Source organism: Loktanella atrilutea (assembly GCF_900128995.1).
Lineage (GTDB): Bacteria > Pseudomonadota > Alphaproteobacteria > Rhodobacterales > Rhodobacteraceae > Loktanella > Loktanella atrilutea.
Genome location: NZ_FQUE01000001.1, coordinates 785,414 through 812,294 on the forward strand (window position 1 = coordinate 785,414; position 26,881 = coordinate 812,294).

General features: G+C 67.8%; 28 protein-coding genes and 1 tRNA gene. 7 read left to right on the forward strand and 22 right to left on the reverse strand.

The annotated features are described in order from the left end of the window. Positions 1-17: 17 nt before the first annotated feature. From BUA54_RS03820 to BUA54_RS03845, 6 genes are all read right to left on the reverse strand, one after another. Positions 18-764 (reverse strand): DUF4167 domain-containing protein, encoded by a 747-nt coding sequence (locus BUA54_RS03820; protein ID WP_072855840.1) that lies wholly within the window; start codon positions 762-764, stop codon positions 18-20. A 186-nt stretch (positions 765-950) separates the two neighbouring features. Then, a complete protein-coding gene (gene prmC / locus BUA54_RS03825; RefSeq protein WP_072855841.1) occupies positions 951-1,799 on the reverse strand; it encodes a peptide chain release factor N(5)-glutamine methyltransferase in 849 nt (282 codons plus the stop codon). Then, positions 1,796-2,851 carry a peptide chain release factor 1 gene (gene prfA / locus BUA54_RS03830; protein ID WP_072855842.1) on the reverse strand — a complete coding sequence of 352 codons (1,056 nt, stop codon included), beginning with the start codon at positions 2,849-2,851 and terminating at the stop codon, positions 1,796-1,798. The genes prmC and prfA overlap by 4 nt, the downstream gene beginning before the upstream one ends. Positions 2,852-2,882: 31 nt before the next feature. After that, on the reverse strand, positions 2,883-3,335 hold the full coding sequence (locus tag BUA54_RS03835) for a DUF1499 domain-containing protein (RefSeq protein WP_072855843.1): 453 nt from the start codon (positions 3,333-3,335) through the stop codon (positions 2,883-2,885). A gap of 18 nt (positions 3,336-3,353) precedes the next feature. Further along, entirely contained in the window at positions 3,354-4,295 is a 942-nt protein-coding gene (speB, locus tag BUA54_RS03840) for an agmatinase (RefSeq protein WP_072855844.1), read from the reverse strand. Between the two features lie 2 nt (positions 4,296-4,297). Continuing rightward, positions 4,298-5,455, reverse strand: coding sequence for a M20 aminoacylase family protein (locus BUA54_RS03845; RefSeq protein WP_072855845.1), 1,158 nt, complete (start codon positions 5,453-5,455; stop codon positions 4,298-4,300). Between the two features lie 58 nt (positions 5,456-5,513). Here BUA54_RS03845 and mazG point away from each other — a divergent pair, with 58 nt between their 5' ends. After that, the gene (gene mazG / locus BUA54_RS03850) at positions 5,514-6,353 is read left to right on the forward strand and encodes a nucleoside triphosphate pyrophosphohydrolase (RefSeq protein WP_072855846.1); all 840 of its coding nucleotides are present in this window, start codon (positions 5,514-5,516) and stop codon (positions 6,351-6,353) included. Between the two features lie 46 nt (positions 6,354-6,399). After that, positions 6,400-7,404, forward strand: a complete 1,005-nt coding sequence (locus BUA54_RS03855) for a Fe(3+) ABC transporter substrate-binding protein (RefSeq protein ID WP_072856140.1) — start codon at positions 6,400-6,402, stop codon at positions 7,402-7,404. A gap of 347 nt (positions 7,405-7,751) precedes the next feature. Here the strand turns inward: BUA54_RS03855 and BUA54_RS03860 are convergent, their stop codons facing one another. Then, positions 7,752-9,563 carry an ATP-binding cassette domain-containing protein gene (locus BUA54_RS03860; RefSeq protein ID WP_072855847.1) on the reverse strand — a complete coding sequence of 604 codons (1,812 nt, stop codon included), beginning with the start codon at positions 9,561-9,563 and terminating at the stop codon, positions 7,752-7,754. 139 nt (positions 9,564-9,702) lie between these two features. Further along, positions 9,703-10,440 (reverse strand): RNA methyltransferase, encoded by a 738-nt coding sequence (locus BUA54_RS03865; protein ID WP_072855848.1) that lies wholly within the window; start codon positions 10,438-10,440, stop codon positions 9,703-9,705. A gap of 72 nt (positions 10,441-10,512) precedes the next feature. On the opposite strand from BUA54_RS03865, the gene BUA54_RS03870 reads away from it, so the two are divergent. Both BUA54_RS03870 and BUA54_RS03875 read left to right on the forward strand, forming a co-directional pair. Next, positions 10,513-10,842, forward strand: coding sequence for a TfoX/Sxy family protein (locus tag BUA54_RS03870; protein ID WP_072855849.1), 330 nt, complete (start codon positions 10,513-10,515; stop codon positions 10,840-10,842). A 54-nt stretch (positions 10,843-10,896) separates the two neighbouring features. Continuing rightward, a complete protein-coding gene (locus BUA54_RS03875; RefSeq protein ID WP_072855850.1) occupies positions 10,897-11,520 on the forward strand; it encodes a thiamine phosphate synthase in 624 nt (207 codons plus the stop codon). 12 nt (positions 11,521-11,532) lie between these two features. Here BUA54_RS03875 and olsA read toward each other — a convergent pair whose 3' ends face one another. The 3 genes from olsA to BUA54_RS03890 form a co-directional block, all read right to left on the reverse strand. Beyond that, positions 11,533-12,327 (reverse strand): lyso-ornithine lipid O-acyltransferase, encoded by a 795-nt coding sequence (gene olsA / locus BUA54_RS03880; protein WP_072855851.1) that lies wholly within the window; start codon positions 12,325-12,327, stop codon positions 11,533-11,535. Next, complete coding sequence (locus BUA54_RS03885; RefSeq protein ID WP_072856141.1) at positions 12,324-13,088, reverse strand: GNAT family N-acetyltransferase; 765 nt, start codon at positions 13,086-13,088, stop codon at positions 12,324-12,326. Before BUA54_RS03885 ends, olsA begins: the two co-directional genes overlap by 4 nt. Before the next feature lie 132 nt (positions 13,089-13,220). Continuing rightward, positions 13,221-13,406, reverse strand: coding sequence for a DUF3553 domain-containing protein (locus BUA54_RS03890; RefSeq protein ID WP_072855852.1), 186 nt, complete (start codon positions 13,404-13,406; stop codon positions 13,221-13,223). A 33-nt stretch (positions 13,407-13,439) separates the two neighbouring features. Between BUA54_RS03890 and BUA54_RS03895 the strand changes: the two genes are divergently transcribed. Continuing rightward, positions 13,440-14,042, forward strand: a complete 603-nt coding sequence (locus tag BUA54_RS03895; RefSeq protein ID WP_072855853.1) for a histidine phosphotransferase family protein — start codon at positions 13,440-13,442, stop codon at positions 14,040-14,042. 160 nt (positions 14,043-14,202) lie between these two features. Here BUA54_RS03895 and BUA54_RS03900 read toward each other — a convergent pair whose 3' ends face one another. The 6 genes from BUA54_RS03900 to BUA54_RS03925 form a co-directional block, all read right to left on the reverse strand. Next, positions 14,203-15,447, reverse strand: a complete 1,245-nt coding sequence (locus tag BUA54_RS03900; RefSeq protein ID WP_072855854.1) for a glutamate-5-semialdehyde dehydrogenase — start codon at positions 15,445-15,447, stop codon at positions 14,203-14,205. After that, positions 15,444-16,568: a glutamate 5-kinase gene (gene proB, locus BUA54_RS03905; protein WP_072855855.1), complete on the reverse strand. Its 1,125-nt coding sequence runs from the start codon at positions 16,566-16,568 to the stop codon at positions 15,444-15,446. The genes BUA54_RS03900 and proB overlap by 4 nt, the downstream gene beginning before the upstream one ends. Beyond that, positions 16,556-17,626: a GTPase ObgE gene (gene obgE, locus BUA54_RS03910; RefSeq protein ID WP_072855856.1), complete on the reverse strand. Its 1,071-nt coding sequence runs from the start codon at positions 17,624-17,626 to the stop codon at positions 16,556-16,558. Before obgE ends, proB begins: the two co-directional genes overlap by 13 nt. Before the next feature lie 85 nt (positions 17,627-17,711). After that, the gene (locus tag BUA54_RS03915; RefSeq protein ID WP_072855857.1) at positions 17,712-18,254 is read right to left on the reverse strand and encodes a GNAT family N-acetyltransferase; all 543 of its coding nucleotides are present in this window, start codon (positions 18,252-18,254) and stop codon (positions 17,712-17,714) included. Positions 18,255-18,367: 113 nt separating this feature from the next. Further along, the gene (gene rpmA, locus BUA54_RS03920) at positions 18,368-18,637 is read right to left on the reverse strand and encodes a 50S ribosomal protein L27 (RefSeq protein WP_072855858.1); all 270 of its coding nucleotides are present in this window, start codon (positions 18,635-18,637) and stop codon (positions 18,368-18,370) included. 12 nt (positions 18,638-18,649) lie between these two features. After that, the gene (locus BUA54_RS03925; RefSeq protein WP_072855859.1) at positions 18,650-19,339 is read right to left on the reverse strand and encodes a 50S ribosomal protein L21; all 690 of its coding nucleotides are present in this window, start codon (positions 19,337-19,339) and stop codon (positions 18,650-18,652) included. A gap of 182 nt (positions 19,340-19,521) precedes the next feature. Here BUA54_RS03925 and BUA54_RS03930 point away from each other — a divergent pair, with 182 nt between their 5' ends. Further along, complete coding sequence (locus BUA54_RS03930; RefSeq protein WP_072855860.1) at positions 19,522-19,878, forward strand: hypothetical protein; 357 nt, start codon at positions 19,522-19,524, stop codon at positions 19,876-19,878. Here the strand turns inward: BUA54_RS03930 and BUA54_RS03935 are convergent. Continuing rightward, the gene (locus BUA54_RS03935; protein ID WP_072855861.1) at positions 19,866-20,708 is read right to left on the reverse strand and encodes a DUF2059 domain-containing protein; all 843 of its coding nucleotides are present in this window, start codon (positions 20,706-20,708) and stop codon (positions 19,866-19,868) included. The genes BUA54_RS03930 and BUA54_RS03935 overlap by 13 nt on opposite strands. 160 nt (positions 20,709-20,868) lie before the next feature. Here BUA54_RS03935 and BUA54_RS03940 point away from each other — a divergent pair. Beyond that, positions 20,869-20,958 (forward strand) — tRNA-Ser (locus BUA54_RS03940). A gap of 89 nt (positions 20,959-21,047) precedes the next feature. On the opposite strand, the gene BUA54_RS03945 is transcribed toward BUA54_RS03940, so the two are convergent. From BUA54_RS03945 to BUA54_RS21150, 4 genes are all read right to left on the reverse strand, one after another. Next, positions 21,048-23,198 carry a GumC family protein gene (locus BUA54_RS03945; protein ID WP_072855862.1) on the reverse strand — a complete coding sequence of 717 codons (2,151 nt, stop codon included), beginning with the start codon at positions 23,196-23,198 and terminating at the stop codon, positions 21,048-21,050. Continuing rightward, positions 23,195-24,334, reverse strand: coding sequence for a glycosyltransferase family 4 protein (locus BUA54_RS03950; RefSeq protein ID WP_072855863.1), 1,140 nt, complete (start codon positions 24,332-24,334; stop codon positions 23,195-23,197). Before BUA54_RS03950 ends, BUA54_RS03945 begins: the two co-directional genes overlap by 4 nt. A gap of 80 nt (positions 24,335-24,414) precedes the next feature. Then, positions 24,415-25,542 (reverse strand): glycosyltransferase, encoded by a 1,128-nt coding sequence (locus BUA54_RS03955; RefSeq protein ID WP_072855864.1) that lies wholly within the window; start codon positions 25,540-25,542, stop codon positions 24,415-24,417. A gap of 114 nt (positions 25,543-25,656) precedes the next feature. Beyond that, on the reverse strand, positions 25,657-26,868 hold the full coding sequence (locus BUA54_RS21150) for a polysaccharide biosynthesis/export family protein (RefSeq protein WP_072855865.1): 1,212 nt from the start codon (positions 26,866-26,868) through the stop codon (positions 25,657-25,659). Between the last annotated feature and the right edge of the window lie 13 nt (positions 26,869-26,881).

Here is a 26,881-nt window from a genome sequence, read left to right on the forward strand (position 1 = left end):
GGATCGGGGGCCTTTCGTCATTCGGTGCCGTCGGTGCCGGTCTGTGACGGCGTATCGCCGCCCTCGGGTTTTGGCCGGGGCTTGCGCGGGGCGCGGGGTTTGCGCGGCTTCGGTGCTGGCGCATCGCCGCGCGATTCCGGCGTATCGACCAGCGTGCTGTCGTTGGTGGCGCCATCGTCGCCAGACTGTTGGACGTCGTCCTGCGGCTGCGGGTTGCGGCGCGGACGGCCGGAGCGGCGCGGCTGGTCGCCGTCGCGCGGTGCCTCCGGCTGGCGCGGCTGGTCGGAAGCGTCACCGTTCGAGGCCTCTTCCTGCGCGCGCAGGCGCTCGTTGCGCTCGCGGTCGCGTTCGGCCTGACGCTGACGGTTCAGCTCTTCCTGTTCGCTGCGCTCGCGGTCGCGTTCGGCCTGGCGCTGGCGGTTCAGTTCTTCCTGTTCGTTGCGTTCCCGGTCGCGTTCGGCCTGACGCTGACGGTTCTGCTCTTCCTGCTCCTCGCGGGCGCGGTCGACCTCGCGCTGTGCCTCTGCCAGCATCCGCAGGTAGTGTTCCGCGTGCTGGGCGAAGTTCTCGGCGTTCACGCGGTCGTTGCTCAGCTGCGCGTCGCGATGCAGCTGGTTGTATTTCTCGATGATCTGCTGCGGGGTGCCGCGCACCTTGCCATCGGGGCCGGAGCTGTCGAAGACCCGGTTGATGATGTTGCCGCCCGTAGGTCGGTTGGTGTTGCGGTTCTTGTTGCCCCGCGACCGTGACTTCGATGATCTCATGTGAACTTCCGTCAAGCCCTTGGCTTTGTTGCGCTGGTCCCCGCAGGTCCGTGCCTTCTTGCACGGCGGGCGACGAAGCGGTGTCTGGCGGCTAACCGGAGAGAGCGCGAGAGCACTCTGCGCGCCGGTTGGTCTGAATTTGCACGTAGGTGCGCCGGTGGCAAGCCAAAAACGCGGAATCGGCGGTCAAACCCGCGGTTTTTGGCCCGAGACCACGCGATCCCGCCTGTCGAGGTCCGGTGTGATGGTGACGGTCGTCAGGCCGTGGCTGCGGAAGAGGTCAACGACGGCGGCCCCTTGCGTCGGCCCGATCTCGACCACCAGCCAGCCGCCCTGCACCAGATGCGCGGGCGCCGCGCGCAGGATGCGACGGTAGGCGTTCAGGCCGTCGCCTTCGTCTGTCAGTGCAAGACGCGGTTCGTAGAGGCCGACGTCGGGGGCCAGCGTCGCGTAGTCGTCCAGCGTGATGTAGGGCGGGTTCGACACGATCAGGTCGAAGGCGGCGGTGCCGCCGGGCAGCGCATCCAGCCAGTCGCCCGCGTGGAACTGCGCCCGGTCGCCAAGGCGCAGGGCGGCGGCGTTGCGCATGGCGACCGCGAGGGCGGCGCGCGACAGGTCGGTGCCGATGCCGAAAGCGGTGGGCCCCCGTTCCGCCAGCAATGTCAACAGGATGCAGCCCGATCCCGTGCCAAGGTCCAGCACCCGGTTCCAGGGGCGTGCCAGCGCGGTCTCGACCAGGATTTCGGTGTCCGGACGGGGGTCGAGGACGTCCGGCGTGACGGCGAAGGTCCGGCCATAGAACTGCCGGCTGCCGGTGAGATGCGACACCGGCACCCGTCGGGCGCGCTGGCCGACGATGCCCTGATACAGTTGCGCAAGGCCCGGCGGCACCGGGTCCTGTGCGATCAGCGTGATGCGGGCGGGGTCGATGCCAAGGACGTGGGCAGCCAGCCGGCGGGCGTCGCGGGGAGCGTCGGGGATGCCGGCGGCGGTCAGCGTCTGGATCGCCTGCCGCAGCAGGTCGGTCCAGATCATGCGCCCATCTCTGCCAGAAGCTGGGCCTGCGCGTCCGATTGCAGGGCGTCGATGATCGCGTCGAGGTCGCCCTGCATGACCTGACCCAGCGAATAGAGCGTCAGGTTGATGCGGTGGTCGGTCAGGCGGCCCTGCGGGAAATTGTAGGTGCGGATGCGCTCGGACCGGTCGCCGGTGCCGATCTGCGCCTTGCGGTCGGCAGAGCGGGCGCCGTCGATTCGCTGGCGTTCGAGGTCGAAGAGCCGGGTGCGCAGCACGTTCATCGCGATCTCGCGGTTGCGGTGCTGCGACTTTTCGGCGCTGACGACGATGATGCCGGTGGGGATGTGGGTAATCCGGACGGCCGAATCGGTGGTGTTGACGTGCTGGCCACCCGCGCCGCTGGCGCGCATCGTATCAATGCGGATATCCGTGGCGGGGATCTGGACGTCGACCTCCTCTGCCTCTGGCAGCACGGCGACGGTGGCGGCGGACGTGTGGATGCGACCGCCGGATTCGGTTTCAGGCACGCGCTGGACGCGGTGGACGCCGGATTCGTATTTCAGGCGGGCAAAGACGCCGTCGCCGGCGATCCGTGCGGTGACTTCCTTGATGCCGCCAAGCTCGGTGTCGCTTTGATCGAGGATCTCGAACTGCCAGCGCCGGCTTTCGGCGTAGCGCTGATACATGCGCAGAAGATCGGCGGCGAAAAGCGAGGCCTCGTCCCCGCCGGTGCCGGGCCGGATTTCCAGCAATGCGGGGCGCGCGTCGGCGGCGTCGCGGGGCAGCAGGGCCAGTTGCACGGCCTGTTCGCTGGCCTCGAGTTCCGCGCGCAGGGCCGGCAGCTCTTCCTCTGCCATGCGGCGCATTTCGGGATCGGCCAGCAGGTCCTCTGTATCCGCGATCTGCTGCACGAGGTCCTGATAGGCCCGCAGGGTGCCGACCACCGGGGTCAGGTCGCTGTATTCCTTGGCAAGTGCGGCGATGTCGGCGCCGGCGATATCGCCGGACATCTTCGCTTCCAGGAACTGGAAGCGGTCGATGATCTGGGCAATGCGGTCTGCGGGTATCATGGCAGTCAGGTGGCAGGCCGTCCGGCCCCCGTCAAGAGGCCGGCACCACCAACGGGCCAAGCTGGGCGAGCCATGCCTCTACCCTTTCGCGGTTCACGCCCATGTCGGAGGACCCGAACCGGGCGCGGCCGAGGATCACCAGCAGCGGCCCGTCGGGGCCGTCGACGACGGTGACCGTGGTGTAGTCGGGATAGCCCATGAGGGCCGAGCGCGTCTCGTAGGTCATCAGCCCTTCGCCGACGGAGCCCGCGACAAGCTGCGTCCGTTCGGTCTGGCGCGCGACGCTGTCCACGGCGCGCAGCACGTCGGCGGCGGGCGCGGTGATCTGGCGCGCTGCCTTGAAACTGTGGGCGCCGGCGTCGTCGCCTGCCTCTGTCGCGACGGGGGCGACGTGGTAAGTGGCAAGGTCGGTGGGCGACAGGCGGACGTATGCGACGCCGGCCACGGCCACGACGCCGACACCGAACAGGATCTTCTTCAGCATGGGATGCTCCTTCGTTGCCTAGCGATATGGGACGCCGGGCAGGATCGACAACATCTCGAACAGCAGATTGGCACCGACGAGCGCGGTGTTGCCGGAGGGATCGTAGGGCGGCGAGACTTCGACCAGATCGCAGCCGACGATGTTCAGGCCGCGCAGACCGCGGATCAGTTCCATGGCCTGCGCCGTGGTCAGGCCGCCGATTTCCGGCGTGCCGGTGCCGGGGGCGAAAGCGGGGTCGAGGCTGTCGATGTCGTAGGTGATGTAGGTCTTCGCATAGCCGATTTTCGCTGTGATCTCGGCGGCCAGCGGGGCGAGGCTCTTGTGCCAGAGCCCGGGTGCGAGATGCTGGGTGAAGCCCCAGCCCGCGGCCTCGGTAAAGTCGTCGGCGGCATAGCCGGTGCCGCGCAGGCCGATCTGAAAGACCTTGTCGGGGACGACGAGATTTTCCTCCCATGCCCGTCGCAGGAAGGTGCCATGGGTCTCGCGTTCGCCGAACATGGTGTCGTTGACGTCGGCGTGGGCATCGACGTGGATCAAGGCGACGGGGCCGTGCCGTTTTGCGATGGACCGCAACACCGGCAGCGTCAGGCTGTGGTCGCCGCCCAGCGTCACGGGAATGATGTCCTGCGCGAGGTATGCGTCGTAAGCCCTTGTGATGATGCGGATCGTGTCCGAAAGCGAGAAGGTGTTGATCGCCACGTCACCCAGATCGGCCACCTGCAGACCGTCGAAGGGAGCGGCCCCGGTCTGGATGTTGTAGGGGCGGATCATCGCCGATTGCTCGCGCAGCTGCTTCGGCCCCATCCGGGTGCCGGACCGCCAGCTGGTGCCTATATCCATCGGGATGCCGATGATGCCGACGTCAAGGCCCGCCGCCGTCTCGGCCGCAGGCAGTCGCATGAAGGTCTGCGGGCCGGAGAACCGTGCGAGGTCGTTGCCCGAGATCGGTTGGTTCGGCATCCTCAGTGCCCCAGCGGCAGGGCGCGCTCGATCAGGCGCGCGAAGAAGGACGCGCCGTAAGGCGCTGTTTCGTCATTGAAATCGTACTTCGGGTGATGCAGCCCGGCAGTGTCGCCATTGCCCACGAAAAGATAGGCGCCGGGGCGTGCCTCGAGCATGTAGGAGAAATCCTCTGCCCCCATTTCCCGCGGGGCATTGGCATCGCAGGACGACACTTCTGCCGCGACGGCGGCCGCGAAGGCGGCGCAGTCGGGGTCGTTGACCGTGGCGGGATCGCCGTTGCCGTAGTCCAGCGTCGCGGTCACGCCGAAGCTGGCGGCATGGCCCTGCACGATCTCTTCCAGCCTGCGGATCACCATGGCCTGCACTGCGGGGTCGAAGGTGCGGACGGTCCCGTTGATCATGGCGCTGTCGGGGATGACGTTGAACACGGTGCCGGCGTGGATCTGCGTGACCGAAACGACGAGGTCGTCGAGGGCGCGGTGGTTGCGGCTGACGATGGTCTGGATCGCCTGCACCATGGCCACTGCGGCGCTGATCGGGTCCACCGTGGCGTGCGGCGTGGCGCCATGGCCGCCGCGCCCGTTGATGTGAATCGTGAATTCGTCCACCGCCGCCATGATCGGCCCCGGCGTAGTGTAGAACTGGCCGACCGGCGTGCCGGGGGCGTTGTGCAGGGCATAGACCTCTGCGATGTCGAAGGTGTCGAAGATGCCTTCGCGGCGCATCCGCTCTGCACCCGCGCCGCCTTCCTCTGCCGGCTGGAAGATCAGCGCGACGCGGCCCGCGAAATTCCGCGTCTCGGCCAGATGGCGGGCGGCGCCCAGCAGCATCGTGGTGTGGCCGTCGTGGCCGCAGGCGTGCATCGCACCGGGGGACTGACTGGCATAGGGCAGCTCCGTCTCTTCTGTCATCGGAAGCGCATCCATGTCGGCGCGCAAGCCTATGGTCTTGCCGGGTTTCTGCCCGTTGATGATCGCGACGAGGCCGTTTTCGGCAATCCCTTCGTGGATCTCGTCCACGCCGAATTCGCGCAGTTTTTCCGCGACGAAGGCGGCCGTCCGCTGCGTGCCATAACGCACCTCGGGGATGGTGTGCAGATGCTGACGCCATGCGGCGAGGTCTGGCGCCATGGCGGCGATGGCATTGGTGACGGGCATGGCTGGCACTCCGGGGCTGTGAACCCTAGAACAGTGGCAGAGTGACCGGAGGCCTGCAATGTCGAACGATCTGATCCACGACCCGGAGGGCGGGATGCCGCGCCTGCTGGAAATCATGCGCCGCTTGCGCGATCCGCAGACAGGCTGCCCTTGGGATATCGAACAGGACTTCGCCAGTATCGCCCCCTACACGATCGAGGAAGCCTACGAGGTCGCCGATGCGATCGCGCGGAACGCCTGGGGCGAATTGCGGGGGGAGTTGGGCGATCTGCTGCTGCAGTCGGTCTATCACACCCAGATGGCCGAGGAGGCGGGGCTGTTCAACTTTGACGACGTGGTGCGCGATATTTCGGACAAGATGGTGGCGCGGCACCCGCATGTCTTCGGCGACGAGAGCCGCGACAAGTCCGCCGACCAGCAGACCGCCGACTGGGAGAAGATCAAGGCCGCGGAACGGGCCGCCAAGCGCGAGACCCGGACGCTGGATGGCGTCGCCATCGGCCTGCCCGCCCTGATGCGTGCGGTGAAGTTGCAAAAGCGCGCGGCGCGCGTGGGTTTCGACTGGCCAGAAATCGGCATGGTCGTCGACAAGATCGCCGAGGAAGCCGCCGAGCTGGTCGAGGCCCGCGACACTCTGACGCCCGACAAGGTGGCAGAGGAATACGGCGACCTGCTCTTCGTCATGGCGAACCTCGGGCGGCATCTGGGGGTCGATCCGGAGGAAGCCCTGCGCGCCGCCAATGCCAAATTCACACGGCGGTTCGCGGCGATCGAGGATGCGCTGGCTACCGAGGGCCGGACGCCCGCGGACAGCGATCTGGCCGAGATGGATGCGCTGTGGGACGCGGCGAAGTCCCGCGAGCGGGAGACCGGCAGAACGGATCGGGCATTGACCTGAGTGAAATTGTCGGGTTTATGGGATGTCGACAACAATGGAGACGCCGATGACCCTTCGCACCCTTTTGCTTGCGACCGCCGCCAGTGCCTGTGCCCTGCCCGCCGTGGCAGACGTGAACATCTATACCACCCGCCAGCCCGAGCTGATCCAGCCGGTGATGGATGCCTTTACCGATAAGACGGGCATCGCCGTGAACCTCGCCTTCGTGAACGAGGGGCTGATCGAGCGCCTGAAGGCCGAGGGCCCGCGCAGCCCCGCCGATCTGGTGATGACCGTCGACATCGCCAACATGCAGCGGGTGGTGGACAGCGGGACGATCCAGCCGATGGACGATCAGATCCTGCAGGATGCCGTGCCCGCCAACCTGCGCGCCACGGACAACACATGGTTCGCCCTGACGACCCGCGCCCGCATCGTCTATGCCAGCAAGGACCGCGTGGCAGAGGGCGAGATCAGCACCTACGAGGATCTGGCCGATCCGAAGTGGAAGGGCCGGCTCTGCACCCGCTCCGGTCTGCACGACTACAACCTCGCCCTGCTGAGTGCCTATATCGCCCACCACGGCGAGGAAGAGGCGAAGGTCTGGGCGCAGGGTCTGAAGGACAACCTTGCCAAGAAGCCCGAGGGCAACGACCGGAGCCAGGTGAAGTCGATCTGGGCGGGTGAATGCGACATCTCGCTCGGCAATACCTACTACATGGGGCAGATGCTGGCCGATCCGGAACAGACGGAATGGGCCAACAGCGTCAGCATCCGCTTTCCGACGTTTCAGGACGGCGGCACCCACGTCAACATCTCTGGCATTGCCATGACCAAGAGCGCGCCCAACAAGGCGGAGGCGCAGCAGCTGATGGAGTTCCTCGTCTCGCCGGAGGCGCAGGCGATCTACGCCGAGGTCAACAACGAGTATCCCGTACTGGAGGGTGCGCCGCTGTCCGATCTGGTCCAGAGCTGGGGTGAATTCACCGTCGACGACATCGACCTGACCGAAGTCGCCGGCCACCGCGCCGCCGCGCTGCGGATCATGGAAGAAGTGAACTTCGAGGGCTGAACGATGCTGCGGGCCCGAATTTTTTCGGGCCCGCGACTCTCAGTTTGGGCATCTTCCTAGTGGCAATGAACTTTGCCAACGGACGTCTGCATGTGACAGCATTTGCCCGGAGGCGAACTTTTGCGGCATCCGCCACCATGTGCCGCCGCAGGGAGGACCATCGAAAGTGTAAACAGACCTGCAATTGTGCCCGTCAGAATAAATTTCTTCATTTCGCATCCAATTAATCAATTGTTTACCGTTATCGGTAATGCGCGCAGTGTTGACGCAAACACTGACAGAATCAAAGTTTAATTCCAAATTGCGGGTCGCTTCGGCGCGGCTGGGTCGCGCCCGGGCGTGGCACGTCAGCCCGCGGCCTTTTCCTCGAGCATCAGCCATTCGGCCTCTGCCTCTTCCAGCTTGCCGTGGCGGTCGGTCAGGGCGTCCGTGGCCTTTTCGAACTTCACGGGGTTCTGGGTGAAGAGGTCGGGGTCGGCCATCAGGGTTTCCAGCTTGGCGATCTCGGCCTCCAGCCGCGCGATGACGCCGGGCAGTTCCTCCAGTCGGTGCTTTTCCGTGAAGGACAGGCCGGTCTTGCGGGCCACGGCCTGCGGCTGCTTGCCGGACTTCGACAACTGCTTGCCGACGGAGGATGCCGCCTTGGCCCGGTCGCCGCGCTGCGCCTGATAGTCGGTCCAGCCGCCGGCATAGACCGTGGCCTGCCCGTCGCCCTCCATCGCCACGGTGGTCGTCGCGGTGCGGTCGAGGAAGTCGCGGTCGTGGCTGACCAGCAGCACCGTGCCGTCGTAGTCGCCCAGCAGGTCCTGCAGCAGGTCCAGCGTCTCGATGTCCAGATCGTTTGTCGGTTCGTCCAGCACCAGCAGGTTGCTGGGCTTCGCCATCAGCCGCGCCAGCAGCAGGCGCGCCTTCTCGCCGCCCGACAGGGCGCGGACGGGGGCGCGGGCCTGCGCCTCGTCGAAGAGGAATTCCTTGAGGTAGCCCACGACATGCTTGGGCGTGCCGCGCACCATGATCTGGTCGGCCTTGCCGGAAACGCCCATCTCGGGGTCGTTCACGAGGTTGTCCCAAAGCGTCATCTCGGGGTCGAGCTGCGCGCGGGTCTGGTCGAAGAGCGCGATCTCGAGGTTGGTGCCGAGCTTGACGCTGCCCTGATCCGGTTCGACCTGTCCCAGCAACATCTTGACGAGCGTGGTCTTTCCGACGCCATTGGGCCCGACGAAGGCGATCCGGTCGCCGCGCTGGACGGTCAGGTCGAGACCCTGCACGATCTGCTTGCCGTCGAATTCCTTGAACAGGCCAAAGGCTTCCATCACCTTCTTGCCGGATGTGCTGCCGCCTTCGAAGGCCATGGCGGCGGTGCCCTGCCGCTGGATCTGGCCCGCCCGCTCGGCGCGCAGGTCCTGCAGCGCGCGCACGCGGCCCTGGTTGCGCTTGCGCCGGGCGCTGATGCCCTCGACCGCCCACCGCGCCTCGGCCTTGATCTTGCGGTTCAGCTTGTGGCGTTGCTGGTCCTCTTCCTCCCAGATCCGGTCGCGCCAGGCCTCGAAGCCGTCGAAGCCTTCCTCGGCGCGGCGCACCTCGCCCCGGTCGATCCAGAGCGTCGCGCGCGTGAGGTTTCGCAGGAAGGCCCGGTCGTGGGAGATCAGCACGAAGCCCGCCTTGGTGGACTTCAGCTCCGCCTCCAGCCAAGCGATCGCCTCGATGTCGAGGTGATTGGTCGGCTCGTCCAGCAGCATCAGCTCGGGTGCTTCGGCCATCAGCTTGGCCAGCGCCGCGCGCCGCTTCTCGCCGCCCGAGGCGGTGGCGACCAGCCCGGCCGGATTGAACTTCAGCCCTTCGGCGACCATGTCGACGCGGTAGGCCTCGTCCGGGTCGAGGCCGGAGGCCGCGTAGGCGCCCAGTGTCTCGAACCCCTCCATCGTCGGGTCCTGTTCCATGTAGCCGACGGTCACGCCGGGGGCAGCAGTGCGGGCGCCGGAGTCGGCCTCGACCAGACCGGCCATGACCTTCATCAGGGTCGACTTGCCGGACCCGTTGCGGCCCACGAGGGCCACCCGGTCACCGGGCTGGACGACCAATGAAAGGTTGTCGAAAATGGGATCTCCGCCAAAGGTCAGCGAGATCTCGGAAAGCTGAAGAAGGGGTGCGCGTGCCATGGCGGTCAGCTACGCAGGCGCATCCCAAAGCGCAAGGCCCCGCCCCGTGCCTGCGACGAAAATATCGCCGTGACGGATCAAGACCGCCTCGCTTTTTTCCAAATACTCTCGCCAAAGGCTTGGCCCGGCACGGGCCAAATCAATCCCTGTCCCGCCAGCGCACCATCTGCCGCATCATCCCGTGCAGCATCCGCACGTCGTGACTGGTCAGCGGCATCCGTGACCAGAGGTTGCGCAAATTCAGCTTCATGCTTTCGGCCTTGTGGTCGGGAAAGAAGAAGCCCGCCTGCCCCAGCGTGTCTTCGTAATGTTCGGCCAGCTTCTGCACCTCGATGGTCTCGGCCAGGTCGGGCTGGGCGAAGGCATCGCGCAGGGTGCTTCCATGCTGGCGCTGCCATTCGTAGGCGGTCAGCAACACGCATTGCCCGAGGTTCAGCGAGGCGAACTGAGGATTCACCGGGACCGAAATGATCGCATTGGCCTGTGCGACGTCGTCATTCTCCAGCCCCGCGCGTTCGGGGCCGAACATGACGGCCACCTTTTCCCCCCGCGCGATGCGGGCGGCGGCGTCCTGCATCGCCTCTTCCGGCGTCAGCACCGGCTTGGTCAGCTCGCGGGGCCGCGCGGTGGTGGCATAGGTGTAGTGGCAGTCGGACAGCGCATCGGCCGTCGTGTCGTAGATCATCGCCTCGTCCAGCAGGCGGCCCGCGCCGGAGGCCATGGCGACCGCCCGGCTGTTGGGCCAGCCGTCGCGCGGCGCCGTGATCCGCATCCGGTCGAGGCCGAAGTTCCACATGGCGCGCGCGGCGGCGCCGATGTTCTCGCCCATCTGGGGGCGGATCAGGACGAAGGCGGGTTGCGGCGTGGTCGATGGCATGGCGGGCTTTCCGGTCTGGACCGGGGTCTGATAGGCTGGAGGGCATCAAAGGACAAGATCGGGGCGCGGATCATGGCTTACGACGAAGGGCTGGCGCATCTGTGGCGCGAGGATCTGGCGGAGGTGGAGGGGATCGCCGAGCTGCACATGTTCGGCGGGCTGTGCTTCATGGCACGCGGCCACATGCTTTGCGGTGTGATCCGCGACGGCGGCATGGCGCGGGTCGGCAAGGATCACATGGCGGCGGCCTGCGCGATGGAGGGTGTGACGCCGCTGGCCTTCACCGGGCGCCCGATGGGCGGGCTGGTGGCGCTGGATGCAGAGCTGATGGCGGACGACGCCCGGCGCGGGGCGGTGCTGGCCCTTGCGCTGGATTTCGTGGCGGGTCTGCCGCCGAAGTAGCCAAGCCCGGCAAAGCCCGCTAGAACGCAGAAAATTTCAAACCGGATGCCCGCCATGACCGATGCTGCCGACCTGCCGCAACTCTACCTGATCACGCCGACGGAACTGGACCTCGACACCTTTTCGGCGCGTCTGGCTGCCGTGCTGGACGCGGCCCAGATCGCCTGCGTGCGCCTGTCGCTGGCGACCCGGGACGAGGACCGGATCGGACGCGCCGCCGATGCGGTGCGTGCGGTGACGGCGGAGCGCGACGTGGCGCTGGTGATCGAGCGGCACGTGCAGATGGTCGCGCGGCACGGCCTTGACGGAGTTCACCTGCTGGACGGGGCGCGGTCAGTCCGGGCCACCCGCAAGGAGCTGGGCGAGGATGCGATCGTCGGCGCCTTCTGCGGCCAGTCGCGCCACGACGGCATGACCGCGGGCGAGCTGAACGCAGACTACGTCAGCTTTGGCCCGGTGGGCGAGACGGCGCTGGACGACGGCAGCCGGGCCACGCTGGAGCTCTTCGACTGGTGGTCCCAGATGATCGAGGTGCCGGTCGTGGCGGAAGGCGCGCTCGACGTTGATCTGATCCGCGGCGTGAGCCCGCATGTCGACTTCTTCGGCATCGGGGACGAGATCTGGCGCACAGACGACCCGGCCGCGACCCTGCGCGAGATGATCGCCGCAATGTCCTGACGGGACAGTCGGTTACAGCGCGATCCTCACCTGACGTTCCAGTAGTGCCGCTAGGGGCTTGCGTCCGGTGTCGGCGGTCAGGTGGCGGACCGCGTGATAGGTGACCGTCACATGACCCTGACGCGGCAGCGCCAGCGTCGCCAGCAGGTGCGGACCGAAGGCCATGTCGCCCCACCAGCCATAGGTTCGCGGGTCGGCGCCGCGCGGGGCGGCGTATGACAGCGTCACCGGCTGCACGGCCAGTTCCAGCTCGATCAGCGGCGCAAAGAGCGTCGGCTTGAACGGCAGTACACGTAGCCCGTCGCTCGATGTGCCTTCGGGAAAGAAGACCAGCGTCTGGCCGCGCCGCAACCTGTCGCGCAGGGTGGCGATGTCGCGGGTGGCGTTGCGGCGGTCGCGGGTGATGAAGACCGTGCCGGTGGCCCGCGCCAGCCAGCCGATGCCGGGCCAGTGGGCGACCTCTGCCTTCGACACGAAGACGACGCAGCCGCCGGCGTTCAGCACGAAGATGTCGAGCCAGCTGACATGGTTCGCCACCAGCGCCCCCGGCCCGGTCATCGGCGTCCCCTGCACCCGGCGCGGCAGGCCCATCAGGCGCAGGGCGCCACGACAGACGGTTCGCGTGAGGTATGGCGTCCAGGGGCGGTCCTGTCCGTGCAGGGCCCGTTCCGGCAGGCGCAGGATCAGCAGCAAAGCCAGACCGCCGAAGACCAGCAGCGCCATCGGGATCGCCCGGCGCAGGATTCGCAGGGCGGTGCGCGGCCCGATGACCGGGACCGCCGGGGCGGGATCGCCGGCCCAGGTCATCCGGCGCGTCCCGGCGCGAAGCGCGCCCGCTGTTCGCCGGTCATCGCGGCGGTGTCGAGGATCATGCAGACATCCGTCGTGTTGAAGCCGGCGTCGATGCAGGCCCCGTCGCCCACGACGCCCCCCAGGCGCAGGTAGGCCTTGATGAGAGGTGGCACCGCACGCAGGGCGGCCTTGCGGTCGGGGGCGCCGCCGGTCGGCAGCGGCACGGCGCCGGGGCCCCGGGGCCGCGCGCGCAATTCCACAGGCGCCAGATGATGCTGGCGCAGATAGGCCAGAGGTGCGGCCAGCGCCCCGGCATCCGTGCCATGAAACGAGGCGAGACCGAAGAGCAGCACGCCCGACGTGTTCGCCGCGTGGCGCGCTAGACCGGCGAAGAGGTGCATCATCGCCGGCCCGCCGCGGTAGTCCGGCAGCAGGCAGGACCGCCCCAGTTCCAGCAGCGGGCGGCCACTGGTCAGCAGGGGCGCCAGGTCGAACTCCGCCGCCGCAGAAAAGCCGCCGGCGTCGCGCGCCTGTGCCGCCGTCATCACCCGGTAGACCCCGACGACTTGGTCGCGGGGCCGCGACAGATCCTCGAGCATCAGATGGTCGCTATGGGCGTCGAAGGCGTCGGCCTCGGTCGCGGTGCAGTGATCGACGTGCGGGCCCGCGGCGCCCAGTTCGTCGACGAAGACCCGGTAGCGCAGGTGCTGGGCCGCGTGCAGGTCGGCGGGGCTGCTGGCCAGGCGCGTGCGAAACTGCGGAAGCGCTTGGGTCATGGCGACATGGGTCATTTCGGGTCCGGACGTCTCTTCGGAATAAAGGCAGGTCGTTAAGATTTTGGCAACCAAATGGCGTCACGCTCGCCGGATCGGATTGACAGGTGCGGCAGGGTTGCTACCGTCGGTTGATCACGGCTTGAACACGGGGACCAGCATGACTCGCGATCCGTCGATGACGACCTTCCCCTGCTCTCGGAAGTTGACCGTGATACGCCCGTCGATGTTGGATTGCACTTGCCCCGTGCCCCAGTCGGGGGCGGCCGGGTTCTGCACCAGCATTCCGGGTTCCAGCATGGCGTTCAGATCGTCTGGCATCGGGTCCGTCCTTTGTCTGCCGGGGTGTGCGGAATGACCAACGATCTGGCCACGCTCGTCGGGTCCCGCATCTGCCATGACCTTATCAGCCCGATCGGCGCGATCGGCAACGGGGTCGAACTGATGTCGCTGACGGGCGGCGGCGACAGCAGCGCGGAAATGGCGCTGATCGCGGATTCGGTCGAAAATGCCTCTGCCCGGATCCGGTTCTTTCGCGTGGCCTTTGGCGCGGCGACGCCCGGCCAGACCTTTCCCCGGCGCGACGTCGTCAAGATCCTCGCCGATACCGCCCGCGGCGGGCGCATCAGCTATGACTGGCAGGTGGACGGCGATGCCGACCGGACCGACGTGCGCAGCGCCTTTCTGCTGTTCCAGTGCTTCGAAACGGCGATGACCCACGGCGGCAACATCACCGTCCGCCGCGACGGCACGACATGGACCCTGACCGCCCGGGCCGAGCGTTTCCGGATCGATCCCGACCTTTGGGCAGGTCTGACGCAGCCGGGGCGCCATGTGGTCGAAACGGCGTCGCAGGTGCAGTTCGCGCTGTTGCCGCAGGTCATGGCGGACTGCGGCAGCAGGCTGGCGATCACCCAGGACGAAACCGAGATGACGGCGACCTTCGGCCCGGCATAAGGGGGCGGGTGTCGGGGGCTGCGGTCACGCAATGACGGCGTGTCGCTTCGTTTTTATAGGTCACGACAAATCGTTGCGGGCCGATTTTCGTCCTAACACTTTTGCCGCGGCGATACTTTTGTCAGGCCCGGATTGGGGCGTCGATGCGGCCCCACAGGCGTCAGGGCCTTATCGTCCCGTCACCGGTCACGAGGTACTTGAAGCTGGTCAGCTGCTCGGCCCCCACGGGCCCGCGGGCGTGCAGCTTGCCGGTCGCGATGCCGATCTCGGCGCCCATCCCGAACTCTCCGCCGTCGGCAAACTGGGTAGAGGCGTTGCGCAGCAGGATCGCCGAATCGAGATGGCGGAAGAAGCGGTCGGCGGTGGCATCGTCCTCGGTCAGGATCGCCTCAGTGTGCTGAGAGCCGTAGCGGCGGATGTGGTCGATGGCGGCACCGACGCCGTCGACGATTCGTGTGGCGATCACCATGTCGAGGAATTCGTGGCCGAAATCCTCTGCCGTGGCAGGCACGGTGCCGGCGATCTGCGCGTCGCCCTCGGCCCGCACTTCAACGCCTGCGTTTAGCAGGTCGCGGATCAGCACGTCGCCGTGGCGGTCCCAGAAGGCGCGGTCGATCAGCAGGCATTCCGCCGATCCGCAGATGCCGGTGCGGCGGGTCTTGGCGTTGACGACGATGGCGCGCGCCTTGTCCAGATCGGCGGCGCCATCGACGTAGACGTGGCAGATCCCCTCGAGGTGGGCAAAGACCGGCACCCGCGCCTCCTTCTGCACGAGGCCGACGAGGCCCTTGCCGCCGCGCGGTACGATGACGTCGATGAAATCCGTGGCCTGCAGCATGGCCGTGACCTCGGCCCGGTCGCGGGTGGGGACAAGCTGGATCGCGGCCTCTGGCAGACCGGCGGCGCGCAGGCCAGCGACGAGCGTCGCGTGAATCGCGAGCGAGGAGTGCAGGCTTTCGGAGCCGCCGCGCAGGATGACGGCATTGCCGGATTTCAGGCAGAGCGCGCCCGCGTCGGCGGTGACATTGGGACGGCTTTCATAGATCACGCCGATCACGCCGATCGGCGTGCGGACACGGCGGATCCGCAGCCCGTTGGGCCGGGTCCAGGCGTCGATCTCGGCCCCCACCGGGTCGGTCTGGGCGGCGATGGCGCGCAGGCCATCGACCATGCCCTGAATACGCTCGGGCGTCAGCAGCAGCCGATCCATCATGGCGTCCGACAGGCCCTTGTCGCGGCCGAAATCCATGTCGCGCGCGTTGGCGGCAAGGATCGCGTCCTTCGTGGCAAGCATCGCCTCGGCGGCGGCCAGGAGGGCGCGGTCCTTGGTGGCGCTGTCGGCGGTGGCAAGGTCGCGGGCGGCGGCGCGGGCCGCCTGCCCCATCTGCATCATAAGGTCGGTCATGGGGTGCCCTTGTCCTGAAGAACCATGTCGTCGCGGTGGATGAGGGCCGCGCGGCCCTTGTAGCCGAGGATCGCCTCGACCTCCGCGCTGCGGTGGCCCCTGATCTGGCCCGCCTCGGCGCTGCTGTAGTTCGTGAGGCCAAGACCCAGCGGCGCGCCGGTGGTGCCGACGATCTCGACCGGGTCGCCACGGTCGAAGGAGCCCGACACGGCCGCGACCCCGGCGGGCAGCAGGCTCTTGCCGTCGTGCAGGGCGGCATCGGCGCCGGCATCGACGGTAAAGGTGCCGCGCGGCTTCATCGCGGCGATCCAGCGCTTGCGGGCGGCCTGCGGCGTGGTCTGCGCGGCGAACCATGTGACGCGGGCACCGTTTTCAAGCGCCAGCAACGGGTTATCTGTCGATCCCAATGCAATGCATAGGGCGCAGCCGGCTTCCGTCGCGACACGGGCCGCGAGGACCTTGGTCTTCATCCCGCCCTTGGACAGGCCAGATACGGCGTCGCCCGCCATCGCCATGATCGCCGGGGTGATCTGGGCAACCTGGGGAATGAATTCCGCCGTCGAATCGCTTTGCGGGTTGGCGGTATAGAGGCCGTCGACGTCCGACAGCAGCACAAGCTGGTCGGCGCCCACCGTCACGGCGACCTGTGCCGCCAGACGGTCGTTGTCGCCGTAGCGGATCTCGTCCGTGGCGATGGTGTCGTTCTCGTTCACGATGGGAACCACGCCGAGGGAGAGCAGGGTTTCCATCGTGGCGCGGGAGTTGAGGTAGCGGCGGCGGTCGGTGGAGTCGTCCAGGGTGACGAGGACCTGCGCCGTGACGATGCCAAGGGGGTCCAGCACGTCCTGATAGGCCCGGGCGAGCTGGATCTGGCCCACGGCCGCGGCGGCCTGCGATTGTTCGAGGGGCAACTCTCCCCGCGCCAGCCCGAGCACGCCACGCCCCAGCGCGATCGAACCGGAGGAGACGAGGATCACATCGGTGCCGCGGGCCCTGATGCGGGCGACGTCCTGCGCAAGGGAGGCCAGCCAGTCGGCGCGCAGGGCCCCGGTCGTTCGGTCCACCAGCAGGGCGGAGCCGATCTTGACGACCAGACGCCGCGCGGCGGTCAGGGTTGCCATGACGTCCCCTCGGCGGGATCGTCGGCGTTCTCCTCGGTCCCTGCGGCGGCGCTGACGCGCGCGCGCAGACGTCCCTCGTCGATCTCGGCCCGCAGGGCGCGCAGCACGTCGGTGACGCCTTCGCCGCTGACACCGGACATCAGCATGACGGGGCCGCCGGTGCTGGCCTCCATCTCGTCCTTGAGGAAGGCGCGCTCCTCGGCGTCCAGCGCATCGATCTTGTTCAGCACCGTGATGCGGGGCTTGTCAGCGAGGTCGCCGCCGTAGGCCTCCAGCTCCTCCACGATGGTCCGGCAGTCCTGCATCGGATCGCCGGAGGTGCCGTCGACGAGGTGCAGCAGCACGTTGCAGCGTTCGACGTGGCCCAGGAACATGTCGCCGAGGCCGCGGCCTTCGCTGGCGCCTTCGATCAGGCCGGGAATGTCGGCCACGACGAATTCGACGTTGTCCACGCCCACGACGCCGAGGTTCGGCACGAGCGTGGTGAAGGGGTAGTCGGCGATCTTGGGCCGGGCGTTCGATGTCGCGGCGAGGAAGGTGGACTTGCCGGCGTTGGGCATGCCCAGCAGACCCGCATCGGCGATCAGCTTGAGGCGGAGCCAGATCGTGCGCTCCACCCCCTCCTGCCCCGGGTTGGCGCGGCGCGGAGCTTGGTTGGTGGCGGATTTGAAGTGAAGGTTGCCCCAGCCGCCGTTGCCGCCGCGGGCGAGCACGACCTCCTGACCGACCTCGGTCAGGTCGGCAATGACGGTTTCCTCGTCCTCGTCAATGATCTCGGTCCCCACGGGCAGACGCAGGATGATGTCTTCGCCGGTCTTGCCGGTCATGCCCTGCCCCATGCCGTGCTGGCCGCTTTGGGCAAAGAAGTGCTGCTGATAGCGGAAGTCGATCAGCGTGTTCAGCCCGTCCACCGCCACGGCGATCACGGAGCCGCCGTTGCCGCCGTCGCCGCCGTTCGGGCCGCCGTATTCAATGAACTTCTCGCGCCGGAACGATACGCAGCCGGCGCCGCCGCCGCCGGACCGGATGTAGACTTTGCACAGGTCGAGGAATTTCATCGGACGGGCTTTCGGGCTGTTAAGGGGCGCTGTTACGCCCTTTGGGGGTGTTTCTCAAGAGAGTGCCGCCCGGCCGCTTGCCGGATCAGAGCCCGGTCTTGAGCATGTAGGTCCAGGTGGGCACCAGTGCATTGCGCGCGACGCTGAACGCCTCTGCGTCGCCGAGGTAGTCGAAGCCGCAGTTCGTCAGTACGCGGGCGGACCCGGGACTGTCCTGAAACGCTTCGGCGAAGTATTGCGCCGCCTGATGCGGATTGTGGGCCAGCAGGGTGCGCACCGCTTCGGTCGCGAAGCCGACGTTCCAGAAGGCGGGCGCCACCCAGTAGAAGAGTTCGGACTGCGCCCGGTCCATCGGCGCGAGCGAGATCAGGCCCAGCACCTCGGCGTGGCCGGTGCAGGTGCCGTCGAGGACCCAGATATCCTCTGCCCGGTCGGGGTGCGACGCGCGGGCGATCATCGCCTCGATCACGCCGGGGGGCAGCGGATGCGGGATGGCGCGGGTGGCGCGGGCCAGCTTGGGATCGGCGGCATACATGGAAATCAGGCCGACGTCGGACGCGCGCAGCGGGCGCAGCGAGAACCGATCGGAAACATAGGTCTTCTGCGTCGTGACCGGGGCAATGATCATGGGTTTCGCTCCTCCTCAAAACCGATGGTGCGCCCAGAATATGACGGGCGCTTGAAATGCAAAAAGGGGGACCGGTTTGCACCGATCCCCCTCATCTTGTCAGGTGTCTCGGCTTATTCCGCGGCCTCGGCCACCGGCAGGACGGAAATGAAGGTGCGACCCTTCAGGCCCTTGTGGAACTGCACGTTGCCTTCGACGGTTGCAAAGATCGTGTGATCCTTGCCCATGCCGACGCCGTTGCCCGGCCACATCTTGGTGCCGCGCTGACGCATGATGATGTTGCCCGGAATGACGACCTCGCCACCGAACTTCTTGACGCCAAGGCGGCGTCCGGCGCTGTCGCGCCCGTTACGGGATGAACCGCCTGCTTTTTTGTGTGCCATGTGTCGGTCTCCTTACTTCGAAAGTTCTTTGGCCTGCTCGACCCAGCCTTCACGCTCGATCCGGCCCTTGAAGTTCAGCTTCTCGCCGAACTCTTCGACGTCTGCGTCAGACCAGGCGGCGATCTGCGCGTAGGTGGTGATGCCTTCGGCGTGCAGCTTCTTTTCCAGCGCGGGGCCCACGCCCGAGAGCACCTTCAGATCGTCGCCGCCGGCGGGGGCGTCAGCCTTGGCGGCCTTGGGGGCAGCGGCTTTCTTGGCGGGCTTGGCGTCGGCCGTGTCATCGCTGCGGGTCGCGGCGTAGGCGGCGGCTGCACCGGCGGCGGCCATGGCCACGGCACCGGTTGCAAAGGCGATGCCACGGCCCGACAGGGCGGCGCGGATGCCGGTGTCGGAGGCGCCGGATTCCAGGATGTCGCCGATACGCACGAGGGTCAGCTGCTGGCGGTGTCCCTTCTTGCGCTGCGAACCGTGCTTACGACGACGCTTGACGAAGTTGATCGTCTTCGGGCCCTTGATCTGGTCGATCACGGTGGCCTTGACGCCGGCGCCTTCGACCAGCGGTGCGCCGATCGTGTCGCCGACCATCAGAACGTCGTTGAACTGGATTTCGTCGCCGGCCTGAGCGTCCAGCTTTTCGACACGCAGCACGTCGCCCGACTGGACGCGGTATTGCTTGCCACCGGTCTTGAGAACCGCAAACATATGTCTTTCCTTTTGTCTTTCGCGTCGGTCAGGTTCCCCGAAGGGCATTTGCGGCCTCAGCCACCCGTCAACAGCGCGCCCTTGGGCGAATTCATGTATCAATCCCGACAAGGGTCTTGCCGGGATGGCGGCTTATCTGACCTATGGGCCTGCAAGTCAACCCCGAAGAACGAGGTCCACCCATGCGTATCGCCCTGCCCTGCCTGATCCTGCTGACCGCCGCCGTCACCGCCTGCGCGCCGGGCGGCGGGGTGCGCAACCCCTTCACCGGCGTGACCGGTGCCTTCACCGCGCCCGACCAACAGCGCGGCGCCGTGGAACTGGCGGTGAAGTCGGAATTCCCCGCGATCATGGCCCAGATCGACGCGGGCGGCGGCCCGGCCCTGTCCGCGGCCTTCGACGCGGCGGGCGTCCCGGTCGAGGATCGACCCGCCCGGATCATCCAGCTGCAGAACGACCGCGGGCTTTACGAGGCGAATCCCGCCGCCCTGACCTCTGCCCTGCTGATCTGGGGCGGCGGCGACGGTCAGATGTCCTGACCGGCCATCGTCAGGGCGGAGGCGCGGCCAAGGTCGCGGCTGATCGCCACGAACATCTGGTCGAAGGCGTCGAACATCGCGACGTTCAGGTCCTGACCGGGTTTCGTCTTTGAAAAGTCGATGTAAGCCTGCAGCTCGTCGTCCGAGAGCGGCTGGTAGGCCATGGTGAGGAAGCCGTAGACCCATTCGGTCGTGTTCGCCCTGATCTCGGGCTCCTGATTGTAGACGTCGGCGAGGACCTGATCCTCTGTCAGGGTGCTGTCGTAGGCGCCGCCGTCCTGCAGGCCCATGTAGAAGGCATAGTTCGCGTTCATCGCCCCCACGACGTTGGTGTCGATCAGGTCGTTGGTCTGCGCGAAGGTCGTGATCATCCGCGACCGGGGCGTATCGTCGGCCAGCGCCAGTCCTGCCGCCTCCTTGGCGGCGGCATCGACGGCCTCGTCCAGCAGCGCCCGCCGGGCCGAGGTTTCAAGCTCGATGATCTCCTGCCCGAGGTCGGAGGTGAAGAAGTCCAGCATCGCGTCGACGTCCTTGCCGGCGACGGCGGCGTTCAGTTCGGCGGCAGCCGCGCCCCGCATCCGGTCAAGGTCGTAGATGTCGCTGACGGTCTTGTCCCAGGAGGCGCTCGCGGCACCAGACAGCAGACCGTCGTTGATGTCCTGCCCGTAGGCCAGCCCTTCCTCGCGCATGATCTCGATCATCTCCGGCAGGCCGAGGGCGTCGAAGAGCGCCGCCCCCTTTTCCGCATCGACGGCCTGCGCTGTGGCGCCATTCAGCGTGGCGACGAGTGCCAGGGGGGCCAGGAACAGGGAACGGGCGGCGTGCAGCATGGGGCATCCTCGGGGAACGGGGTAGCGACTTGATAGGGGCGAATGATGAATAATCCAAGCGCCGCCTTGGCTGCGCACGACAAAGTCAGCTTGTCGCGATGCAGGGGGTTGCGGTTTGCCCGGCCGCGTTCTAAATCCCCTGCCAAGACGGCCCCCGCGCGGAGAGGTGACGGAGTGGTCGAACGTGGCGGTCTCGAAAACCGTTGAGCCTGCAAGGGTTCCCAGGGTTCGAATCCCTGTCTCTCCGCCATTTTCCTGATGACCGGTTCAAGATACCCGCCACCGCCCCTGCGGGTGGCAGGATCGCATTGCAGCCCTTCTGGCGAGAGGCTTTAGCCCTTACCACGAATTGCTGCGCTTTGGTCCGGTCAGGAGCGCGGGTGTGTGGACGTTGTAGAGAGCGTAGCGCCGGGGCTTGACCCGGTTGATCACGGTCAGGATGCGGCCGATGTGCTGTTCGCGCAGTTCGTCGAGGGTCTGTGCGACCAGATCGCGGGGGGTCCTGCCCCAACGGGTCACCAGCAACACCTGCGATACGGCACCGGCGATCCGGTCGACCGACACGCTGTCGCGCGGCGGCGTGCCGATGATGACGACGCAAAGGCCCCGCGCGGCGGCGGCGGCGATCAGCGCCTTGATCGGGGCGTCGTCGTAGAGCGGCGGCAGCGGGCCGGTGCCGCGCGACATCTTCATCTGTCCGGTCGCCGGATCGCGGCGCATCGCGGCATCGATGTTGACCTGACCCCGCAAATATTCGGCAAAGCCCGCACGCTTGTCCTTCGCTTGGGACAGGCCGAACCGGCGGCGCTGCGGCAGGGTATCGACGATCAGGATCTGGCGCCCGTTGGCGGAGAGCGCCTGCCCGATCGCGGCGGCGACGAAGCGGCAGCCGTCGCCCCTGCGCGTGGCGGTGATCAGCAGGCTGCTCGGGAATTCACCGCCGGAGGACGCGGCGATGCCGCGCACGAGCCTGTCCGCCGCATGGGTGAGCCGCGTGTCCGTGGCGGGACGCGTCCGGGCCCGCCCCGTCCGGCGCGACTGCGGTAGCAGGCCGACCGGCAGGACCGAGGGATCAGCCGCCAGCTGTCGGGGGCTGCGCACCGCCCGGTCGGTCAGGTCGAGGATACCGGCGCAGGTCAGTCCCAGCACCGCGCCGCCCAGAATGGCAATCAGAAGGTAGACCTTGCGCCCCCGTCCTTCCGGCCAGAGCGGCACGGCAGCGGGCGTCAGGACGTCGACATTCACCGCGGGGCGGCGCAGCACGGTTTCAAGCAGGCGGATCTGGTCGTTCACGGTGTCCAGCTTTGTCGCCTGATCATCCGCCCGGGCGACCAGATTGGCCATGTCCAGTTCGCCGGCCGACAGTTGCGTCAGCTGACCCTGTGCGGTGCCGCGTTTGGCCTGAAGGGCCGCTTCCTCCTGATCGATATGGACAAGTTGCGCGCGCATCGAAGCGGCCCAGTTCGACAGTTCCCGCCGGATCGCGTCCTTGAGGTCCGCGACCTGCGCGCGCTGGGTCTGCACGCCGCCGTAGCCGTCGCCGAAGAGGCTGGTCAGATGGGCCAGATCGCGTTCCTGCCGGTCGAGGGACTGGCGCAGCTGAGTCACCGCCGCGGTTTCGTTCAGGGGTGCGGGGCCGTTGTCGTTCAAGTTGGCCTCGACCGTGGCGACAGTGGCCGCAAGATCGGCGCGGCGGGCCTGCAGGTCCGCAAGCTGCTGGTTGAGCATGGTCAGCTGGGTCTCGTCCGCCGCGGCGTCCGAGCCGCCGGCCACGCCGGCCTGTGCGGTCCGCAGGGCCGCGATATCGGCGCGGGCCTGCGCGGTCCGGGCGGCCTGATCCTGTGCGCGCAGCCGCAACTGGTCGAGCGCCTCGGTCACGCGGGCGTCGCGATGCGCCGTCACCTCGTCCACGTAGGACGCGATGATCGCATTGGGCACCGCCGCCGCGACCTCCGGATCGGTCGAGCGGAAGGTCAGCTGGAGGATGTTCTCGGTCTGCCGCCAGACCGAGAGGCGGCCGTAGACGGCGGCGACGGCGCGGCTTGTCGCATCGCCCGGCGGCGTGGGTCCCGCATCGGCGGGGCTGATCCGCTGATGCAGCCGGGAAAGCCCGGTGACGGGCGCGAGCGCGGGATTGAATTCCGGCTTCCCGGTCAGGTTCAGGCGGTCCACGACCCGCTCCACCACGGTGCGTGCGCGCAGACGCTCGACTTCGTCGGACATGACGAAGACCTCGGCCGGCTGACCGTCCTCGACGCTGAGGACCGGGGTGACCAGAAAGCGCGCCTCAGCCTGATAAACCGGCACTATGGACAGGATGTAGGGCAGTGAAAGCAGTGTCACGAGGGCCGTGACCCCGAGGATGACGCCAAGCCTGCGCCGGACGAGCCGCACGAGAACCATCAGGTCGAGGTCATTCGCGGTCGGCGTGATCGCATCGGGCTCTGTCGTCTTGAGCCATGCGATACTGTTGCCGGAAATCTGGTTCATGCCGCACCTCTTTGCAAGTCTCGGGTCGTGCAGGCCTGTTCGGCGGTCGCGCGGTAGATCTGGTCCAGATGCGCGGTATAGGCCGCGATACTGAAATATTGCAGGTAATGGGCCCGTCCCGCGCGCGACAGCGCGGCGCGTTCCGTCCCGTCCGCGATCAGACGCGCCAGCGTCGCGGCCAGCGCCGTCACGTCGCCGACGGGCACGAAGACACCGGTGATGCCGTTGGTCAGCACCTCGCCATGGGCGCCGACGGGCGTTGTCACGACGGCGAGCCCGTGCGCCAGACCTTCAAGGACGGCCATCGCCATTCCCTCGCCGTGGGAGGGCAGCACGAGGATGTCGAAGCGGCGGCACAAGGCGTCGACCTGCGCGGCGTTCAGCCAGCCGGTCAGCGTCACCCGGTCCGACAGCCCTAGGGCCGCGGCCTCTGCGCGGTAGGTCGCGACCGGGCCGTCGCCAGCCAGCACCGCCTGCCAGGGCAACGCGGCGAGCGCGGGATCGGCCAGCGCGCGAAGAAGTTCGGGCACACCCTTGCGGGGGCCGAGTTGACCGAGGAAGAGCAGGCGCACCGGGGCAGCCCCGGTCTGCGGTACGGCCACCGCCGGGCCGGGGTCGGGCACCGCGTTGTGCAGCACCGTGACCTTGTCCGTGCCATGCCCCAGCAGGTTGAAGACCGTACGCCGGTCCCGCTGACCGAGGACCAGCACGCCGTCGGCACCGGCGAACATGCGCCGGATTGCCCGCAACTGCCGCGGGGACCGCGCCGCCAGATCGGTCGCGTAGTCGTAGTCGTGCAGGTGCAGCAGATGGGTGCAGCCCAGCGCCCGGGCCCAGGCGGTCAGGATCAGCTTGCGGCGGGTACTGCCGCGCCCGGCGACATGGATGTGGTGGACGGTCTGCGGCGCGGTGACGCGGCTGACGGCCATGGCGCACAGGGCATGGGCCAACCGCAGGGCGGAGGTTGCCGGGCTGAACCGTGTGCCGCGCGTGTCGATGACGCGGTGGTCGGCCTGGCCGTCGGCGAACTTGATGTATCCGACGAGCCGGCCGATCCCGCCACCGGACTCTGTCCCGCCGGGCAGGTAGTGACAGATGTTCAGGGCTTTGCGGGTCGTTGTGGGTGCCACATTCATACAGGATATCCTTTCGGACGGCTGAACGTCCGGGGCAGTGTCGGACAGGACCCGCGGCCCGGCAATCGGGCCGACCGATATCAGGCCCATCCCTTTGATCCGGCGCGCTTGGCCTTTTGGTGGACGTCGGCGTAGAGGTTTTCAGCCAGTGTGCCGACCCGGTCCGCCCCGATCGCCCCTGCGGCCCATGCCCTTGCGGCATCGCCATGGCGGCCGCGCAGGGCCGGGTCCTGGGCCAGCCGCGCGATCGCTTCTGCCAGCGCCGCCGGATCGTTCGGCGGTACCACGAGGCCCAGGTGGTGCGGCAGCACCGTGGCGCGCAACTCGCCGACGTCCGTAACCACAGCGGGGACGCCGAAGGTCGCGGCGACCGGCAACACACCGCTTTGCGAGGCCTCGGTATAGGGCAGGACCACCAGATCGGTGGCCCGGAAGAGGGCGGCGACCTCGGCGTCCGGGATGAAGCGATTGTGGATCACGTAGCGGCCGGGGTCGCCCATCAGGGCGCGCAAGGCGTGCGGATCGTCGCCGCGCCCGGCGATCGTGATGCGCAGACCCGGGATGCGGTCGCCCAGCAGGTGCTCTGCCCGGATCAGCTGGTCCAGCCCCTTGTAGGCGAAGATGCGTCCGAACAGCAGGACGTCGAAGGCGTCGGAGCGGTCGGTCTGGTCGGGTTGCGTGGCGACGGCAAGGTCCGCGTAGCGGCGGATCGCCGGGTGCGGCAGGATGTGGATCCGGTCCCCCGGAATGTCGAAGACCCTTTGCGCGGCGCGGGCCAGCGTCGGGCCATGGACCACGACATGGCGGGACAGGCGCGCCATCAGCCGCGGCGCCCAGCCGGGCAGGACGGCGGTGTCGCGGTCGCCGGGATGCAGGCTGACATCGTGGACCGTCGTGATCACCGGCACCGGTCTCCACAGCGGCACCGCGAGGTTGAGCCAGAGGTGCGTATTGCTGAGGACGTGGATCAGGTCCGGCGCCTCTGCCCGGATCAGGCGGGTCAGCTGCCAGAGGAACGCGAGATTCGCGAGACTGCGGTGCCGGGGCCAGTCGATCAGGCGGACCGTCACCTGCGGGTCGAAGAACGGCAGGGCCGCGGCGAATCGGTCGCGCGGCACGATCAGCGTCACCGGCATCCGGCTTGCGACGGCATTCGCAAAGGCGATGGTGTAGTCGAAGGGCTCTCCTCCGATCAGAAGCACCCTCACGATGCGGGGCCCTGCACGAGGATGTCGCACCCGCGGCCCCTGCCCTTGCGGGCCCGCAGGCGCGGATCGTGTCCGGCGAAGATGACGCGGGGTTTCATCGCGGGTCTGCCCCTGTCAGCCGCGCGGCCCGGACAGGGGCAGGCTGACGTCGACGACGTCGCCGGGGTTGATCTCTGTATCCATCGTCGCGGGCAGCGCCTGTGGTTCCGCCCCGGCGGCCCGGAAGATCTGCACGACCGGCACGATCCGGTCGGCGGGCGCATCCTCGGGTGCGCGACCGGCGGCGAGGAGACGACCCTGCAGCGCCTCGAGGGCCGCGACCTGTTCGGTGCGCGCGCCCAGCGCCTTTCGCAGCGCCTCGCGGGTGGCGATCCTGCGGGCGGTCAGGTCGGCCTCGGTCTGGTGGCGGATGGTTTCCTGATTCTGGCGGGCCCGGGCGGCAAAGGTCTGGTTCTCCAGCAGGTCACGGGCCAGACGGCTTTCCTCGCGCTCCAGTTCCTGCAGGCGCGGACGAGGCGCGACACCACGCGCCACCAAATCGCGCATCGCCTCGACCTCGGCGTGCTGGTCGGCCTGCGCATCGGTCTGGTGCTTTGCCAGCTGGTCCAGCACGTCGAGTTCCACCGCCGTCAGCGTCAGCGCCGTGTCGGCGTAGGCGCGGTCGTTGGCGCGGCCCGCGATCACGTCATGCAGCTGCGCTGAATCGAGGTCCTCGATCCGAGGGAGGCCGTCGTCATCACCGGCGGGCGTCGCATTGACCGGCGCCGGTGGCGGCGCCGCGTCCGAGAGTTCCGCACGCAGGCGGGCGATCTCGCTGTCAGTCGCCATCAGCTCTGCGGTGCTGGCCCGTTGCCTTGCAAGCAATTCGATGATGTCGCCAAGCCCGGTCGACGCCGCCTCTTCGGAGGTCGCGATTCCGCCGGCGGCGATGATCGCCTGCCGGACGGTCAGGCCGGGCCGGAACGGCACCTCGCCGCTCGTCTTGACCAGTCCGCCGACATAGACCGCGCGGTATTGCGACACTTCCACCAGCACCACGGGATCGCGGAGGATATCGCGCGCCACGAGGGTTTCCGCCACGCGGGTCTGGATCGCGTCCAGCGACAGGCCCGCGACACTGATGCCGCCGACCAGCGGCAGGCGGATGCGGCCGTCCACGTCGACGGGGCAATCTCGGGTCATTTCGGGCGCACCCGTGACGGCGACATAGAGCACATCGCCACGCGCCACGGGGGTTTCGGCCAAGGCCGGCAGCGTGGCAAGGCAGAGGGCGACCAACGTGCCGCCAAGCTGGCGGCAGAAGGTGGGGATGGGCGGAACGATCACCGGTCGCGGACCT

What these genes read in the sequence shown, in the direction of transcription:
- BUA54_RS03895 (WP_072855853.1), top strand. Translation starts at nt 13,440, where the DNA reads ATGACCAACGATCTGGCCACGCTCGTCGGGTCCCGCATCTGCCATGAC.
- BUA54_RS03870 (WP_072855849.1), top strand. Translation starts at nt 10,513, where the DNA reads ATGGCTTACGACGAAGGGCTGGCGCATCTGTGGCGCGAGGATCTGGCG.
- BUA54_RS03900 (WP_072855854.1), bottom strand. Translation starts at nt 15,447, where the DNA reads ATGACCGACCTTATGATGCAGATGGGGCAGGCGGCCCGCGCCGCCGCC.
- BUA54_RS03820 (WP_072855840.1), bottom strand. Translation starts at nt 764, where the DNA reads ATGAGATCATCGAAGTCACGGTCGCGGGGCAACAAGAACCGCAACACC.
- BUA54_RS03935 (WP_072855861.1), bottom strand. Translation starts at nt 20,708, where the DNA reads ATGCTGCACGCCGCCCGTTCCCTGTTCCTGGCCCCCCTGGCACTCGTC.
- BUA54_RS03890 (WP_072855852.1), bottom strand. Translation starts at nt 13,406, where the DNA reads ATGCCAGACGATCTGAACGCCATGCTGGAACCCGGAATGCTGGTGCAG.
- BUA54_RS03835 (WP_072855843.1), bottom strand. Translation starts at nt 3,335, where the DNA reads ATGCTGAAGAAGATCCTGTTCGGTGTCGGCGTCGTGGCCGTGGCCGGC.
- BUA54_RS03945 (WP_072855862.1), bottom strand. Translation starts at nt 23,198, where the DNA reads ATGAACCAGATTTCCGGCAACAGTATCGCATGGCTCAAGACGACAGAG.
- BUA54_RS03950 (WP_072855863.1), bottom strand. Translation starts at nt 24,334, where the DNA reads ATGAATGTGGCACCCACAACGACCCGCAAAGCCCTGAACATCTGTCAC.
- BUA54_RS03845 (WP_072855845.1), bottom strand. Translation starts at nt 5,455, where the DNA reads ATGCCCGTCACCAATGCCATCGCCGCCATGGCGCCAGACCTCGCCGCA.
- BUA54_RS03865 (WP_072855848.1), bottom strand. Translation starts at nt 10,440, where the DNA reads ATGCCATCGACCACGCCGCAACCCGCCTTCGTCCTGATCCGCCCCCAG.
- prmC (WP_072855841.1), bottom strand. Translation starts at nt 1,799, where the DNA reads ATGATCTGGACCGACCTGCTGCGGCAGGCGATCCAGACGCTGACCGCC.
- prfA (WP_072855842.1), bottom strand. Translation starts at nt 2,851, where the DNA reads ATGATACCCGCAGACCGCATTGCCCAGATCATCGACCGCTTCCAGTTC.
- BUA54_RS03860 (WP_072855847.1), bottom strand. Translation starts at nt 9,563, where the DNA reads ATGGCACGCGCACCCCTTCTTCAGCTTTCCGAGATCTCGCTGACCTTT.
- BUA54_RS03875 (WP_072855850.1), top strand. Translation starts at nt 10,897, where the DNA reads ATGACCGATGCTGCCGACCTGCCGCAACTCTACCTGATCACGCCGACG.
- BUA54_RS03930 (WP_072855860.1), top strand. Translation starts at nt 19,522, where the DNA reads ATGCGTATCGCCCTGCCCTGCCTGATCCTGCTGACCGCCGCCGTCACC.
- olsA (WP_072855851.1), bottom strand. Translation starts at nt 12,327, where the DNA reads ATGACCTGGGCCGGCGATCCCGCCCCGGCGGTCCCGGTCATCGGGCCG.
- BUA54_RS03855 (WP_072856140.1), top strand. Translation starts at nt 6,400, where the DNA reads ATGACCCTTCGCACCCTTTTGCTTGCGACCGCCGCCAGTGCCTGTGCC.
- mazG (WP_072855846.1), top strand. Translation starts at nt 5,514, where the DNA reads ATGTCGAACGATCTGATCCACGACCCGGAGGGCGGGATGCCGCGCCTG.
- BUA54_RS03925 (WP_072855859.1), bottom strand. Translation starts at nt 19,339, where the DNA reads ATGTTTGCGGTTCTCAAGACCGGTGGCAAGCAATACCGCGTCCAGTCG.
- proB (WP_072855855.1), bottom strand. Translation starts at nt 16,568, where the DNA reads ATGGCAACCCTGACCGCCGCGCGGCGTCTGGTCGTCAAGATCGGCTCC.
- BUA54_RS03915 (WP_072855857.1), bottom strand. Translation starts at nt 18,254, where the DNA reads ATGATCATTGCCCCGGTCACGACGCAGAAGACCTATGTTTCCGATCGG.
- obgE (WP_072855856.1), bottom strand. Translation starts at nt 17,626, where the DNA reads ATGAAATTCCTCGACCTGTGCAAAGTCTACATCCGGTCCGGCGGCGGC.
- rpmA (WP_072855858.1), bottom strand. Translation starts at nt 18,637, where the DNA reads ATGGCACACAAAAAAGCAGGCGGTTCATCCCGTAACGGGCGCGACAGC.
- speB (WP_072855844.1), bottom strand. Translation starts at nt 4,295, where the DNA reads ATGCCGAACCAACCGATCTCGGGCAACGACCTCGCACGGTTCTCCGGC.
- BUA54_RS03885 (WP_072856141.1), bottom strand. Translation starts at nt 13,088, where the DNA reads ATGACCCAAGCGCTTCCGCAGTTTCGCACGCGCCTGGCCAGCAGCCCC.